The 15558-nt window shown below is 47.0% G+C and carries 15 protein-coding genes; 13 read left to right on the forward strand and 2 right to left on the reverse strand.

Annotated elements, in window-relative coordinates; genetic code table 11:
• Positions 1–303 precede the first annotated feature (303 nt).
• On the reverse strand, positions 304–966 hold the full coding sequence (locus HZB75_02000) for an SOS response-associated peptidase (GenBank protein QQG51256.1): 663 nt from the start codon (positions 964–966) through the stop codon (positions 304–306).
• 372 nt (positions 967–1338) lie between these two features.
• On the opposite strand from HZB75_02000, the gene pyrB reads away from it, so the two are divergent.
• The 7 genes from pyrB (at position 1339) to HZB75_02035 (ending at position 7172) form a co-directional block, all read left to right on the forward strand.
• Positions 1339–2256 carry an aspartate carbamoyltransferase gene (pyrB, locus tag HZB75_02005; GenBank protein QQG51257.1) on the forward strand — a complete coding sequence of 306 codons (918 nt, stop codon included), beginning with the start codon at positions 1339–1341 and terminating at the stop codon, positions 2254–2256.
• Between the two features lie 78 nt (positions 2257–2334).
• A complete protein-coding gene (locus HZB75_02010; GenBank protein ID QQG51258.1) occupies positions 2335–3687 on the forward strand; it encodes a fibronectin type III domain-containing protein in 1353 nt (450 codons plus the stop codon).
• Positions 3687–4562, forward strand: coding sequence for a hypothetical protein (locus tag HZB75_02015; protein ID QQG51259.1), 876 nt, complete (start codon positions 3687–3689; stop codon positions 4560–4562). Before HZB75_02010 ends, HZB75_02015 begins: the two co-directional genes overlap by 1 nt.
• A 105-nt stretch (positions 4563–4667) precedes the next feature.
• Positions 4668–5030 carry a hypothetical protein gene (locus HZB75_02020; protein ID QQG51260.1) on the forward strand — a complete coding sequence of 121 codons (363 nt, stop codon included), beginning with the start codon at positions 4668–4670 and terminating at the stop codon, positions 5028–5030.
• A gap of 36 nt (positions 5031–5066) precedes the next feature.
• Positions 5067–5576: a phosphatase PAP2 family protein gene (locus tag HZB75_02025; protein ID QQG51261.1), complete on the forward strand. Its 510-nt coding sequence runs from the start codon at positions 5067–5069 to the stop codon at positions 5574–5576.
• A gap of 27 nt (positions 5577–5603) precedes the next feature.
• Positions 5604–6083, forward strand: a complete 480-nt coding sequence (locus HZB75_02030; protein ID QQG51262.1) for a hypothetical protein — start codon at positions 5604–5606, stop codon at positions 6081–6083.
• Positions 6084–6098: 15 nt separating this feature from the next.
• The gene (locus HZB75_02035; GenBank protein QQG51263.1) at positions 6099–7172 is read left to right on the forward strand and encodes a DNA recombination protein RmuC; all 1074 of its coding nucleotides are present in this window, start codon (positions 6099–6101) and stop codon (positions 7170–7172) included.
• Positions 7173–7223: 51 nt separating this feature from the next.
• Here HZB75_02035 and HZB75_02040 read toward each other — a convergent pair whose 3' ends face one another.
• A complete protein-coding gene (locus HZB75_02040; GenBank protein ID QQG51264.1) occupies positions 7224–8066 on the reverse strand; it encodes an aquaporin in 843 nt (280 codons plus the stop codon).
• 79 nt (positions 8067–8145) lie between these two features.
• On the opposite strand from HZB75_02040, the gene HZB75_02045 reads away from it, so the two are divergent.
• The 6 genes from HZB75_02045 (at position 8146) to cyoC (ending at position 15556) form a co-directional block, all read left to right on the forward strand.
• Entirely contained in the window at positions 8146–8385 is a 240-nt protein-coding gene (locus HZB75_02045) for a hypothetical protein (protein ID QQG51265.1), read from the forward strand.
• Positions 8386–8434: 49 nt separating this feature from the next.
• Positions 8435–9442 carry a phenylalanine--tRNA ligase subunit alpha gene (gene pheS, locus HZB75_02050; GenBank protein ID QQG51266.1) on the forward strand — a complete coding sequence of 336 codons (1008 nt, stop codon included), beginning with the start codon at positions 8435–8437 and terminating at the stop codon, positions 9440–9442.
• Positions 9439–11925 carry a phenylalanine--tRNA ligase subunit beta gene (gene pheT / locus HZB75_02055; GenBank protein ID QQG51267.1) on the forward strand — a complete coding sequence of 829 codons (2487 nt, stop codon included), beginning with the start codon at positions 9439–9441 and terminating at the stop codon, positions 11923–11925. The genes pheS and pheT overlap by 4 nt, the downstream gene beginning before the upstream one ends.
• A gap of 84 nt (positions 11926–12009) precedes the next feature.
• Positions 12010–12978: a ubiquinol oxidase subunit II gene (gene cyoA, locus HZB75_02060; protein ID QQG51268.1), complete on the forward strand. Its 969-nt coding sequence runs from the start codon at positions 12010–12012 to the stop codon at positions 12976–12978.
• Complete coding sequence (cyoB, locus tag HZB75_02065) at positions 12978–14957, forward strand: cytochrome o ubiquinol oxidase subunit I (protein ID QQG51269.1); 1980 nt, start codon at positions 12978–12980, stop codon at positions 14955–14957. The genes cyoA and cyoB overlap by 1 nt, the downstream gene beginning before the upstream one ends.
• Positions 14954–15556: a cytochrome o ubiquinol oxidase subunit III gene (cyoC, locus tag HZB75_02070; GenBank protein QQG51270.1), complete on the forward strand. Its 603-nt coding sequence runs from the start codon at positions 14954–14956 to the stop codon at positions 15554–15556. The genes cyoB and cyoC overlap by 4 nt, the downstream gene beginning before the upstream one ends.
• Positions 15557–15558: the final 2 nt, after the last annotated feature.

Consider the following 15558-nt stretch of genomic DNA (forward strand, 5'->3'; position numbering starts at 1 on the left):
GTGGGAGGTTGGAGACTTGAGTCGCAAGGCGAACAGCTCCACACTCTTGCAAGTGGTATCAATCGGGACGAGCAGTCGCTATGGCATTCGCCTGGAGCTGCTGAAGATGGCATCCGATCGGGTTCACGGATGGGTCGTCGAGGTTGAAGGCGACGACCTGTTGCAGTCGAATCACCGCAAGGTGACACTGCGACGCGCCGCAAGCGGCAAGATCAAGGTCGAACCCGGCTGGAACGAGTAAGTCCTTCTGTGAGTCGGGGAGGCGCCGGAGTGATCTGGCGCCTCCCCGACGGAGTTTCTGAACTAAATAGAAGCTATAAGCTTTGGATTGTCGGCTTTGGTATTATTCACCTCAAATCCAACTTGGTGGGCACGAAGAGGTTTATCGTAGGGGCGCATGCTATCGTAAAGCGTGTTGATATCGCTTGCAGTTGGGTTAAGCCACGTATGCTCCTCTTCGGGCTGTAAAATAACGGGCATTCGGTCGCTTATTGCACACATTTCATCGTTTGCTTCGGTAGTAACGATAGCGAAGGTGCCCCATTCTTTGCCAGCTGGGTCAGTCCATGAACTATAAATACCGGCAAACGAAAAGAGTTCTTGATCGGCGGTAATATAAAATGGACGTTTGCCTTCGTCGGTTGATTTCCATTCGTAAAATCCATTCGCAGGAACGAGACACCTGGTTTCACGAATAGCATCACGCCAGATGTTTTTTGAGAAAATACCTTCAGATTTGGCGTCGTATGTTTTATAGCGAAACACAGAATTGGTGTCTTTTGCACCCTGTGGAACGAATCCCCATTTCATGTGTTCAAGCACTGGCGCGCCGTTGCGAACGACAATAACTGGCGCCATTTGCGTAGGGCTGATATTGTAGTGGCGTTCGATAGGTTCGACCAGTTTGGGAATATGAAAGCGCTCGGCGAAATCATTGATTTTAAATAGGGTGTAGCGTGCGCTCATGTCACCTTAGTATACTCTATTGACAAAATTAGTAAAGTGTGCTATATTTATTACAGCAATCGATTTTCTCTTTATTTTAGGGTAACCTACAAAAACGAACAGAAACTATGTATCTTATGCCTGTGGGCGTAAGCGTTTGTCCAGCCCATATCGGCCTATAAATAGCCGGGCGCACGAATCGTAAACGTACATGTAGTGCAAAACGTCAAACAGAAATCTATTGCGACGGCTACTATACAAGCCGTCACGACTATGTGCTTTGTCATGATAAAGCATCGCTCTTTTGTATAGAAAACGCATAATACGCCCATTTTTTTAGTGGGCGTATTGTTTTTGTTGAAGTAATGACTTGGCGTGCTATAGTAAAAGCATATGCATGTACTGACAGTCGAACAATACGACCAGACTCAGCTTGCTTCTCTATTCTCTCGCGCCGATGAACTTCGTACTTATGTAACAAACGACCAACGACGCGAATTGGCGCAACTTCATGCTGGAAAGCAGATGTGTAGCTTGTTTTACGAGCCATCTACCCGAACCCGGCTCAGTTTTGAGACGGCGGCGGCGAAAATGGGTATGGGCGTGGTAAGCACTGAAAACGCGCGCGAGTTTTCGTCGGCCTCTAAGGGTGAGACGATTGAGGATACAATCCGTGTCCTCGATGAATATCAGTATGACTGTATTGTGATGCGACATCACGAAACAGGTGCGGCTGCGCGGGCCGGTTCGGTAGGTGTAACGCCAATTATAAATGCGGGCGACGGCAAGGGCGAACACCCTACTCAGGCTCTTCTCGATGCGTACACGATTTATCGAAAATTTGGCCGGCTTGATAATCTTCGCATTGTTATGGGTGGCGATCTAGCGAATGGACGTACGGTGCGGTCGTTGTCGCTGCTGCTTTCACGCTATAAGAATAATAAAATTACGTACGTTTCTATTCCCGAACTTCAAATAGGTAATGATATTAAGATGGCGCTGACAAAAACGGAGACTATTTTTAACGAGACCTCGGATATGAACGCCGCATTTAAGGATGCCGATGTCGTGTACTGGACGCGTTTGCAAAAAGAGCGTTTAGAGCACCCTGAAAAGCTTGCGGGATTGAATTTTATCATAGATAAAGCTGCTTTGTCGCATCTTCCAGAATCGGCAATTATTATGCATCCGCTTCCTCGGGTAGATGAAATAAGTCCTGAGATTGATACCGATTCGCGTGCGATTTATTTTGAACAGGCGGGTAATGGTCTGTTCGTTCGCATGGCGTTGATTGATCAATTGCTATCGTAGTGGGCTATGAAGCAACGCTAAAACGTATGCATTTTTCGTTGACGTAAGCACAACCATCATAGTAGAGTAAAGGTACATATGATTAAAAACAAAAGTGGCTTTACTATTGTTGAAGTAACGATCGTTGTCGTGATTCTTGCCATCCTCTCAACTATCTCTGTTGTTATGTATTCTAGGGTGCAGGCAGATACGCGAAACTCCGAAAGATCATCAAAGGTGTCGGTTATCGCCGATGCATTAGAGCACTACTACACGAAAAACGGCGAATATCCTAGCTGTAGTGCCATGACGCAAAGTGGTGATGTTGTAAGCCGGGATATCTTGGGCGGAATTAGCCAATCTAATCTTATTGCCCCTAAAAGCGAGGCTGGAACAACGAGCTCGATAACCTGTCTGCCTCTTACTGCCGGAAGCGGGCCAGATACCTTTGCCTATGTAGGCGATGGAAGCACGACATGTAATACGGGCGCTGCTTGTTTGACGTTTAAAATTCAATACCGAGAGGAAGGTACGGGTGTCATAAAAGAAGTGCTGGCGCAGCACACGGTTCAGATATCGGCAACATCTGCACCGACACTTACTGCGACGGCGAACGGTGAAACTGGGGCAAGCTTGAGCTGGACGGCTGTTGCTAGCGCAGTAAGTTACCGTTATCAGCGTGCAACCGATGCTGCATTTACGCAAAACATGGTACAAACGACAACCGCAACCTTAACCGCTAGTCCGTCTGGGTTGACACCGGGCTCTACTTACTACTTCCGGGTTCTTGCGGTTACTGGTGTGGGTGATGGTGCATGGTCGAATACGGCCGATATAACGACATCTATTCAGGCGCCTCCTGCGGCTCCGGTTGTTTCGGCGGCAATGTCGGGTACGAATGCTGTGGGCACAACGGGTACCGTAACCTGTAGCTCGGGGACGCCACAATATCAGATTCGTTACCGAAGTACGGCAACGGCAACTATGGGGTCATGGTCAAGTTGGAGCTCTTGGGGGACGGGACTCACTCGCACCGAGGCTGCCTCGCAGGGATACCAGTATGGGTTCCAAGCTCAGGCGCGTTGTTTTGGACAGACCTCTGGAAGCAACACGACGGCGCTAAGCAATATTGCGACAACGGTTCGTCCAATTGCCACACCTACCGCACCGACATGGGTGACTCCGTCATCGATGCAGTCGAACGTTTACGCGATTGTTAACTGGTCTGGATCGTGCCCCAGTGGAACGAACCGTGTAAACGCAACGTTTAGAAGTAGGGACTGGCTTGGTGGCACATGGGGTCCACATCCTTGGGGTTACAATGATTCCTGGGAGAATGCATCTAGCAGTAACAAGAACGTAGAATACTGGGGTAAGTTCAGATGTCAGACAACCTATTCTACGTCATCGTACACCTCGGAAACATATAAAGTTATTGTAGTGAGCCCGTAATGGAAAGATTGAAGTCTATGTTTAAAAATAGCCTTAAGACAATAGGAATTATTGTTGCCGTAGCAGTCCTGGCTGTTGCGATTGGTATTGGCGTGGTTGCTCTTTTAAAGTCAGTGGCGCCCAGAGAGGAAGGCCCTGTCGTTGAGAACAAAAAACAATTAAATGCGCAGGAAGCTGTTGGCGCATTTGGTACTGTAGGTACGATCCAGGGCTTAAGCTCGGACTATCAGCGACAAAAGACAGAAAGTTCAACGGGCTCTGTTATTTATAAAAAAGAAGGTAAGGCATATAGTGTCGTGACAGCAACGCCCCACGTCGCTATATTTACTGCCAAAGAGGCGAATAAAGACGACGTGCAGCTAATTCGTGATGAAACGACGGTTTTCATGAGCGCCAGTGGCTACAAGGAATCGGTAGAACAACAGGCGTCGGATGGAACCGGTCCATTCTTTATGACCTACGAAAGTAATGAGTCTGTCTGTCAGCTTGTCAGCTCGGGTACTGCCGTTACTAAAGGTGTAAAAGCGTCTCATCTTTTGGCATGTGCCACAAAAGTAGCGATCGATGACGAATACGCTATGGTTGAGCAGCTTACCGGCCTTTATGCAAAGAAGACCACAGTGCCAACATTTGCTCAGGTGACGCGTTCCGAGCAGCGTGAGGGAAAAAAGGCCTTGAGCGTTCTTCTTCTCTCGGGCGAAAAAAATGTTCGCTTACTATTTGCAGCAATCGACGATAAATGGGAGTATGTAGGGAATCTTAGTAGCGGTTCAAAGACAAATGCTAAGTTTAGCATTTCTGCCGAGCTCGAGGCTGCCATACGGAATCCAAAATATGGTGATTTTTTGACAAGAAATATTTTAGGTGAATCGTAGCAGGCTTGCTATTCGTTGTATAAATAACAAGTTTTTCACATATTTTCACGACCTATACTAAAAGCATAAGCGAAGTATCTAAAATCCGCTTATAAGGGGGTTGCCATGAGAATACCAACCAAAACCGTTGCGTCGCTGTTGCTCGTGACGGCAGTTGCTGCCGCGGTTCCCGGTATAACGGGAATGCCACGCAGTCGCCGCCAAGAGTCGCAGTTTGATCGCTTGCTGCAGCGTCACGACCGAAAGGGCGAGCTGCGCGCGGAAGTGTTGGGCATAAAGTCTCATGTTCTGCGAAGTATGCAAAAACAGATGCCGTTTGACGAAATAGTGCGGCGGAGCGGATTTACAAGTGTACGCGCGTTTAGATTCGCCCTATTCAGCAAACTAAAAGACGAACTTCATAATCGCGGGTGGTCGGCCAGTCGGATTGAGCGGTTTGTTATGGCGAGGAGTTCGCGGCTTAGCTAGTTGCGCCAGCTGCTCTAGGCCCTGTATACTGACTGTATGACCGCGCAAACAATCATAAAGCTTCTTGCTGATGGCGCAATTATTCCAATTATAGCAATTGCAGGGTTTGCGTTGCTTTTTATGGTCCCTCGGGGCAAACGGTTTGAGGCATATGTGCGAATTGTTATGGCTGGACTTACAGCGTATTTAATCGCTAAGTTACTGGGTTCTATATATCAGCCAAGCGGCGAGCGTCCGTTCGAGATACTTGGGGTTATGCCAGGGGCTTCATATCTTGATAATCCAGGATTTCCATCTGATCATGCGTTGTTTACGGCGTTTTTAACATTGGCGGTTTGGTTTGAGACGAGAAGTAAAAAACTGACAATAATTCTCGCCGCCCTTACGGTTCTTGTGTGTATTGGCCGCGTTTTAGCGCTTGTTCATACACCGCTTGATGTTATTGCGGGTATTTTGGTTGCTTGCACAGGGGTAGTCTGGTATCTTCAACGTGATAAAAATATTACACCAATCACTCGCAAAAAACGCAAAGACTCTGTACAATAGACTACGACAACGAGTAAGCGAGGGTTTATGGAAAACGATCAGGTTGAAAATCAGTCAGCACTTGTCCCTATGGCGACAAGTCAATTACTTCAAACACTTCTATTAGGGCTAATTGTAGGTCTGGCGGTGTGGGGCTTGGCGTTCGTGTTAGACGCGTATATCCTAAGGGCAATTATGTGTCAGGGTGATCAGACGCTCGGCTGTTCTGTTGGTAGCTATGCTGAAGCATCGGCTGCGATTTTAGCAACAGGCTTGGGGTTGTTCGGCCTTATGCGTCTGCGCGTCTTTAGACCGCTTCTTGTGGCGCTCGCGACATTGGTTGCACTTTGGGGTATTGTTGCACTAACGGCGGGTATGCAGTGGTATATGGTAGGGTTGAGTATCGCACTTCTTTATGCCATTTCTTATGCGTTTTTTGCATGGGTTGCACGTATTCGATCGTTCATCGCTGTTCTAATAATACTTGTGGTTATCATTGCTGCAGTGCGCTTTATATTCAACTCCTAGTGCTATACTTGGGGTATGGAACAAACCTTTCTTTTTATCGTGTTGATTGTTATTATTGTTGGCTTTGGCTTGGTGATCGCTATGTTGAACCGACGTCTGGGTGAGCTAAAAAACGCAGGTGCTGTTGAGATGGTGAAGTCTGATGTCACCGAGCTAACGCGAAGTATCGCGCTGCTGCAGCAGAATATGGGCGATAAGCTCGATCGCGGAAATCTTGCTATGCAAGGCTCGATGCAAAAGCAACTAAGTGAAAGTGCAAAACTAGTTGCAGATGTAACGCAGCGCCTTGCAAAACTCGACGAAACGAACCGCCGGGTTGTTGATGTGGCCGATGAGCTGAAGACGCTGCAAAATGTGCTGCAAAATCCAAAGCAGCGCGGTGTTTTTGGTGAATACTATTTACAGTCTGTTCTTGAAAACGTACTGCCACCGGGTCAGTTTCAGATGCAATATAAATTTAACGACGGCGAGATTGTTGATGCGGCGATCTTTCTTGAGCGCAAGCAGGTGCTTGCAGTTGATAGCAAGTTTAGTCTTGAAAACTATAACCGCATGATTGAGGCGACCGACAAGACGGAGCGCGACCGCTTAATGATGAAAGTCAAAATGGATCTTAAAGGTCGGATTGACGAAACAAGTAAGTATATTCGCCCAAGTGAAAATACAATGGACTTTGCATTTATGTTTATTCCTAGCGAATCTTTGTATTACGATTTGCTTATTAATAATGTCGGAACAGGCGGTAGTTCACGTGACCTTATTGAATACGCATTCCGTGATAAGCATGTGATTATCGTAAGCCCTACGAGCTTTATGGCGTATCTGCAGACTGTTTTACAGGGGCTTCGTAGCTTGCAGATTGAAGAGCAGGCGAAGGATATTCAAATACGTGTTGGTAAGCTTGGGTTACATATCGGAAAGTTCGAAGAATATATGCAAAAGCTTGGTACTGCGCTAAGTACAACGGTGAATCACTACAACGCCGCTCACAAAGAGCTAGGTAAAGTCGACAAAGATATTATAAAGATCGCTGGCAACGATCCGTCGGTGGCGCCGCAATTACTAGATAGACCACAACGGGACGAATAGAAAAATAAAACCCCGCTACCAAGAGCGGGTTTTTTATTTTGGTAAAACCTATTAGGCTTTTTCTTCACCGCGGAGCATATCGTAAAGGATAAATCCACCGATAGCACCAAGGCTTGCACCAACGACATATACCATGATTGGCCATGTGTTGAAGCTGAGCGCCTGTAGTGAAATAGCAACTGCAGGGTTAAGGATAGCGTTTGCGCCAACGAATACTGCTGCTGATCCAGCGATCATAAGACCGAGGAATACACCAAGTCCGCTTGTGAAGGCTGCTGCTGTGCGTTCTTTCTTTTCGCGGGTTGCACCGGCGACGGCAAATCCGAAGATCATCGCACCAATGAACTCTGCGAAGAATACGTACCATTCTTTGCCCTCAGGAAGCGCCGCTACCTTGAAGAGTTCTGCTGCACCGCTGTAGATGTCGGTTGACGAAGCTGCAGGAGCTGCGTTGACATATGCGTTTAGTACAACGAGCGCAAGCATCGCACCAAGTACTTGGGCTACGATGTAGGCGATTGCACGAACGCCATTCATGCGGCGAGTGATCCATGCACCAAGCACGAGTGCTGGGTTAACATATGCACCAGAGATTGCACCAACGGCGAGTACAACACCCACGAGGGCGAAGAATACCAGGATTGGCTGACCTTGTCCGGCGACGATTGTTGCGGCAAAAATGAACGTACCGATAAATTCGGCAATCAATGCTGCAACAAGTGGTGTTCGGCTAAGGCTGAATCTGACAGATCGCTTGCTGGTTGCTGCCTCCTGCATTGCAGGTCGTGATTCAACAGCTTTTACTGTTGTTACTTTTGTTGTCGTTTGCTTCGCTGCGACTGGTTTTTTAGAACCATTTTTTTTCGCGGCCGAAGCAGCTTTTTTGGTAGCCATTATTTCCCTCCTTATAGTGAAATATAGGGTAAGTATACCATATATTTCTGAGAATAAACACGAGTGCTATACTAAGGACATGGCATTATTTATTAAACAAAACGATAATCGATCACAATTACAAGAACGTCTGGCGGCCGAACTCCGCGAAAAGGCAAAAAAGCGTGCCGAGATGGATCAGGAATTGCCCGACGGTATTACAGATTCTGCGTACTTAAAAGACACAAAAGTGACAACTAGCCTGGCATGGCTTTGGATTGTTATTGCGCTTTTTGCCGTAGGCGCGCTGGTATTTTTTATCGTTCTTTCGACTAAATAATTTTTCTCTCGATTTTTCCCTTGGATATACCGTATACTAGAGGATAGTTATGGAAAATATCGATCAACTGCGCGCAGAGTTACTCGGGCGCATTACCACATCCGACCAACCGCGAGAAATTTTGAAGAGCGATGAAATTAAAAAACTCTACGGAGTTATTCCTACGCTTGCGCCAAACGAGCGCGGTGCGTTTGGCAAGGCGGTGAACGATCTTAAAGTCGCACTTGAAGCTGCTGTTATTATACGCGAAACGGAACTCGAAGACGTTTCTATTGAGCCGCTCGATGTAACGGCGCCGTGGGATATAAACGGTGCAGAACTGGCCTTGTTTCCAACTGAACAAGGTTCGCAGCACCCGCTAACACGAGAGCTTGAAAACGTTGTCGATATTTTTACACGTATGGGTTTTGAGGCAATCGAATCTCGCCAAATCGACGACGACCACCATATGTTTGGTGCACTTAACTTTCCCGAAAATCACCCAGCGCGCGATGGCTACGATACATTCCGAACCGAAGAAGGCTTTATTCCACCTGCGCATACCAGCACCATGCAGAATCGTATTTTAAAAGACGGCCGCGCAAAACTAGAAGCCGGCGGTCAGATTGCGGCGGTAAGCTATGGCCGCGTGTTCCGCAACGAAGATGTCGATGCGACGCACGAACATACGTTCTATCAGTGTGAGGGTGTTTTTGTGTCGAGCGACGCCAACCTTGGTCAGATGCTTGGAACGCTGCGAAGCTTTTTCGAAGTATATTATGGTCAAAAACTAAAGATTAAAACACAGCCTGCGTATTTTCCGTTCGTCGAGCCTGGCCTTGAGTTTGCTATCGAAAAGCCAGCGGCTCTTGGTGGAAAACCGGGCGAATGGCTAGAAATGCTTGGGTGCGGAATGATTCACCCGAACGTACTTCGCGCCGCTGATATTGACCCAGAAAAATATCGTGGATTTGCATGGGGTGGCGGTATCGAGCGTCTGGTTATGTTGAAATACGGCATTGAAGACCTGCGTCATTTTGAATCGGCTAAACTACAATTTTTGAGGAAATTCGCATGATTATTTCGACTAACTGGCTAAAAGAGTATACAGATATTTCACTTTCGATTGACGAGCTTGCAACGCGCATTGGCGCACGGCTTGTTGAAATTGAGGAAGTTGTTGATCTTGGGGCGAAATATTCGGGCGTGGTTGTTGCGCGTGTAGTGGAAGCGAAGCCCCTAGAAGGCAGTGATCATTTAAATGTGACAAAGCTCGATGATGGCGGTGTGGTGCAAGATATTGAACGCGACGAAAACGGCTACGTTCAGGTTGTTTGTGGCGCTCCGAATGTTCGCGAAGGTTTGCTTGTTGCATGGCTTCCGCCAAAAACTATCGTACCCGAAACTTATGGTAGTGATGACCAATTTATTTTAGACGCACGCAAGCTGCGCGGCGTTATGAGCAACGGAATGATTGCGAGCGCACGCGAACTTGATCTTTTCGATGAGCACGATGGGATTTTAGAGATAGATGTAGAGGTTAAGCCGGGGACGCCGTTTGCCGATGTATACGAACTTAATGACTATCTTTTAGATATTGAAAACAAATCACTGACACACAGGCCAGACGCTTTTGGTGTGGTTGGGTTTGCGCGCGAAATTGCTGCGATTCAAGGGAATGCGTTTACGACACCTCAATGGCTTGCTGGCGATTCTTCCTATGCTGGCGATTTTAACGATGCCCCAGAAATGAAGGTAACAATCGATAACCCAGAAGTTTCTCAGCGCTATCAGGGTGTTCTTTTGCGAAATGTAAATGGTGGCGCAAAGTCGCCGCTCGCGGTTCAGACCTACCTTGCGCGTGTTGGCGTGCGGCCAATTAGCGCTGTTGTTGATGTTACGAATTATCTTATGCTGGCTTCCGGGCAGCCGCTTCACGCTTTTGATTACGACAAGCTTGCCGCTGTAAACGACGGAAAAATTGATATTCATGTTCGTGGCGGACGAAAAGGTGACACATTGAAGCTGCTCGACGGACGCACGATAGAACTCGACGAGTCGGATATTGTTATTGCCAACGGCGAAACGCCAGTCGCGTTAGCTGGTGCAATGGGTGGCGCCGACACCGAGATCGATGATTCAACAACGAACATCTTTTTGGAAAGCGCGACATTTAATCTTTATAATCTCCGCGCAACGCAAATGCGACACGGTATTTTTAGCGAAGCAATTACAAGGTTTACAAAAGGCCAACCAGCGGAACTTACGGCGCCCGTTCTTATTCAGGCGATCGAGCTTATGGGCAAACATGCCAATGCAACGCTCGCTAGTGCTATCGTAGAAAGCTACCCCGGCAAGGCCGATCCTGTAAAAGTCTCGATCTCTATTGAACGTATTAACGCTGTTCTTGGAACCGAGCTTACTGCCGACGAAGCGGCCGAGACGATGCGCCGCGTAGAATTTGATGTTACGAACGAAGATGGTGCCATGGTATTTACTGCACCGTACTGGCGTTCGGATATTCACATAGCAGAAGATATCATTGAGGAAATTGGCCGTTTGAATGGATTTGATTCAATTACGCCAACACTTCCAAAACGTGACTTTACGGCCGTGCGCCCAAGCAAGTTTGATATTGTCCGGGCAGATATTCGCCGCGCGCTTGTTCGCGCGGGTGCAAATGAAGTGCTAACGTACAGTTTTGTTCATGGTGACTTGCTTGAAAAAGCAGGGCAGAACGCCGACGGCTCATACCGAATTACTAACTCAATTAGTCCCGATCTTCAATACTATCGCCAAACTTTAACCCCGAGCCTTCTTAGTGCTGTGCATGGTAACGTGCGGCAGGGATTTGATAGTTTTGCATTATTCGAAATTAACAAAGTACACCCAAAGCAGCACGGCCTGACCGACGAAGGAGTTCCTGGTGAAATCGATATGGTTGCGCTGACTCTCGCAAGCAAGAATAATGAATCTGGTGCGGCATACTATAAAGCAAAGAAAATGCTTGCTTACTTAGGTGAGTCTCTAGGGCTTGATTTGATGTATTCGCCGATAGATGCCGACCCTAACTATCCAGTGACGGCGCCGTTTGAATATCGCCGCGCGGCAATGGTAACTGATCGCAAAACCGATACATTTATAGGTATTGTGGGTGAATACAAAAAGTCGGTCGCGCGCTCTTTCAAGCTTCCTGAGTATTCAGCCGGTTTCGAAATAGGTTCAGTGCCGCTGCTTGAGGCAATTCAAAAATTAACAAGTGCCTACAAGCCCCTTAGTAAGTATCCTAGCTCTGAGCGTGATATGTGCTTCCAGGTAAGCAACGATATCCATTACCAGCAGGTGGTTGATGCTGTCCGTGGTGCGCTGGCAAAGACTGATCTTGCGAGCGAAATTACACCGATTGATATCTATCAAGCAGAAGGCGCGGCGACTAAGAATGTTACTATTCGTATTAAATTGACTGCGAATGATCGAACGCTTAAGAGTGAAGATGTGACCTCTGTCACCGATGAGATTGCCGCAACGGTTGTCGCTGCAGTAGGGGCAAAAGTCGTTTAGTAGACGATTTGACAGTTTATTTACTGCGACGAACCGTGTATTATTGAGGTATCAGCTATATGCTTATGCTTTGAAAGGAGCAGTGTGCGAAATACAGTAAAAATTGCGGCAGTCCTACTTATTATTACCGCATGTATTGTCGCCTCGATTCTTTTTTTCCAGAACTATAATGTTGCCGTCCTAAATCCACAAGGTGAGATTGCCGACAAGCAGCGCAATCTTATGATATTCACAGTGCTACTCGCCCTAGTTGTGGTCGTGCCTGTATTTACTATGCTTGCGTTGTTTTCGTGGAAATACCGCGAAGGCAATAAAAAAGCAAAATATCGCCCAGACTGGGCGGGTAATAAGTGGCTAGAAATGCTTTGGTGGGGGATTCCGTGTGTTATTATTGCGGTGCTTAGCGTTATTACATGGCAGACAAGTCACGAACTTGACCCTTATAAACCTATTCAAAGCAACGAAAAGCCAGTAGAGGTGCAAGTTGTTGCTCTGCAGTGGAAATGGCTATTTATTTACCCTGAATACGACGTCGCAAGCGTGAATAAACTGGTATTTCCCGAAAAGACACCGGTTAACTTTACGCTTACATCGGATGCGCCAATGAACTCTTTTTGGATTCCGAGCCTGGGCAGTCAGGTATATGCAATGAGCGGCATGTCGACCAAACTACACCTTATAGCAAATGCAAAGGGCGAGTACGAGGGCTACTCGGCTAACATTAGTGGTGATGGTTTTGCTGACATGAAGTTCTCGGCTGAATCAATTTCGCACGAAGGTTTTGATCTTTGGGTTGATCATATCAAGCAGACATCTAGCGATATAACCTACGCGTCGTATGAAGTGTTGGCGAAGCCGAATTCAATCTCTGCGCCCTTGTACTATAAGTTGGGTGATAGTGGCCTTTACGATAAGATTGTTATGAAGTACATGACGCCAGGTGCTGGTAATCCGCACCCAACTGAAGACACTCCACAAGAAAATCAACAGCATGATATACCGGATAATTCTGAAATGATACACACAAATCACATGGACATGGAGGGAATGTAATGGAAGCGTTTATTGGCAGGTTTAGTTTAGACGCGTTTCCGAAAGATCTTATTACGCAAGGTGGCGCTATTTCTATGGTGGGTGCCGTGCTTCTTATTGTGGCGGCACTTTTCTACTTTAAACGTTGGACATGGCTATGGAAAGAATGGTTAACGACGCTCGACGCTAAAAAAATCGGGATTATGTACGCGATTGTAGCGATTATTATGTTGCTTCGTGGTCTTGCCGACGCCGCGATGATGCGTGCTCAGCAGGCGCTTGCCAGCGGTGATGCGAATGGAATAATTGATTCCGACACGTTTCAGCAGGTATTTTCAGCACACGGCACAATAATGATTTTCTTTGTGGCGATGGGGCTGATGTTTGGGCTTATTAACCTTGTGCTACCTCTTATGTTGGGCGCTCGCGACGTTGCGTTTCCGTTTCTTAACTCGGTAAGTTTTTGGCTGTTCGCCGCAGGAATGATTCTTGTTAATATGTCGCTTATTGTCGGTGGTTTTTCGGGTGGCGGATGGCTAGGATATCCTCCACTTACCGAGCTGGCATATAGTCCAGGGGTAGGTGTCGATTATTGGATTTGGGCACTTCAGATTGCTGGAGTGGGAAGCCTGCTTTCAGGAATTAACTTTCTTGTGACAATTCTTAAAAAGCGTGCACCTGGCATGACACTTATGAAAATGCCGATTTTTGCGTGGAGCGTTTTGGTAACGACGGTCCTTATTATATTCGCGTTTCCTATTCTTACTGCAACGCTTGGCATGTTGTCGCTAGACAGGCTTATGGGAATGCACTTCTTTACCTCCGACTTTGGTGGCAACCCAATGATGTATATTAACCTGATATGGGCATGGGGTCACCCAGAAGTCTATATTTTGGTGCTACCAGCTTTTGGTATCTTTTCGGAGATCGTGGCGACATTTTCACAAAAGAAATTGTTTGGCTATAAAACTATGGTTGGTGCGCTATTTGCGATTATGTTCCTGTCGTTTATTGTGTGGCTTCACCACTTCTTTACCATGGGGGCGGGTGCCAATGTTAACGCGTTCTTTGGCATAATGACAATGGTGATCGCCATTCCTACTGGCGTGAAAGTATTTAACTGGCTGTTTACAATGTATGGTGGACGTATTCGGTTTAAGACGCCGATGCTGTGGTTCTTGGGCTTTGTTATTACCTTTACGCTGGGTGGAGTAAGTGGTGTACTTATGGCTGTGCCCGCGATTGATTTTCAGGTTCACAACAGTTTATTCTTGGTTGCGCATTTTCATAATGTGATTATTGGCGGAGTGGTTTTCGGATTCTTTGCCGGGCTGACGTACTGGTTCCCGAAGATATTTGGGTTTACGCTAAACGAACGGCTAGGAAAATATGCGGTATACTGCTGGATCGTTGGCTTTATGGTGGCGTTTTTGCCGCTATATGTGCTTGGTCTTATGGGGGCAACCAGGCGCCTCGATCATTACGACAATGGTGGCTGGCAGATTCTGTTTATTGTTGCGGGCCTTGGCGTTATGATTATTGCGCTTGGTGTCGCACTGCAACTGCTGCAATTAGTAGTAAGTATTTGGCAGCGTAAAAAGAATCGTATCGGAAACGACCCATGGAACGGGCGCACTCTTGAGTGGTCGGTGCCATCGCCAGCGCCATTTTACAACTATGCTATAACTCCGCAAGTGCACGATAGGGATCAGTTTTGGGAGTCAAAGCGCGCCTTAGCTGAAGGTAAAAAACCCGAAAAGAGGCGATACGAAGATATAACGCTTCCTAAAAATAGTGGGCTTGGGTTTATTATTGGCATGCTGGCATTTATCTTTGGCTTTGGAATCGTGTGGCATATATGGTGGTTGGCGATTGTAGGGATTGTCGGTGTTATTATCTGTGTTATCGCTCGCTCGTCTGATGACGAGGTGGACTACATTTTATCTGCTTCCGAACTAAAAAGGCTGGATACGATGAACCAGCGAGAGGCGGTGGTATGAGTAAAAACATGAAGATATCTGAGGCGGTAGCAGAATCCCAAGCTCAGCAAGAAATTAAGTCGTTAGGTTTTTGGATATACCTAATGACGGACTGCATTTTATTCGCAAGTTTGTTCGCGACATATATTGTTTTGCAGCGTGGCACATTTGGCGGGCCAGGTAGTCACGAACTATTCGATTTACAGTTTGTGCTGGTTGAAACTTTGTTGTTACTGACGAGTAGCTTTGTGTGCGGATTGACAATGCTTGCCGTTCGAGTAGGAAGAAAGAGTCATGTTATCGGTGGCTTGATAGCGACATTTCTTTTAGGTGCTGCATTCCTCGGCATGGAGCTTAGCGAGTTCGCGACTTTGGCGGCCGAAGGTCATGGATGGTGGTCGAGTGCGTTCTTGTCTGCATTCTTTACGCTAGTGGGAACGCACGGACTTCATATTGCTATTGGCTTGCTTTGGATCGGTGTGTTGGTATGGCAAATAAAGCGCAGAGGCTTAACCGATGGCGTTGTGCGGCGACTGGGTCTCTTCGGTCTGTTCTGGCACTTCCTTGATGTTATTTGGATATTTATCTTCACGATTGTCTATCTGATGGGGGTACTATAATG

This window comes from Candidatus Saccharibacteria bacterium, assembly GCA_016432585.1.
GTDB lineage: Bacteria > Patescibacteriota > Saccharimonadia > Saccharimonadales > Saccharimonadaceae.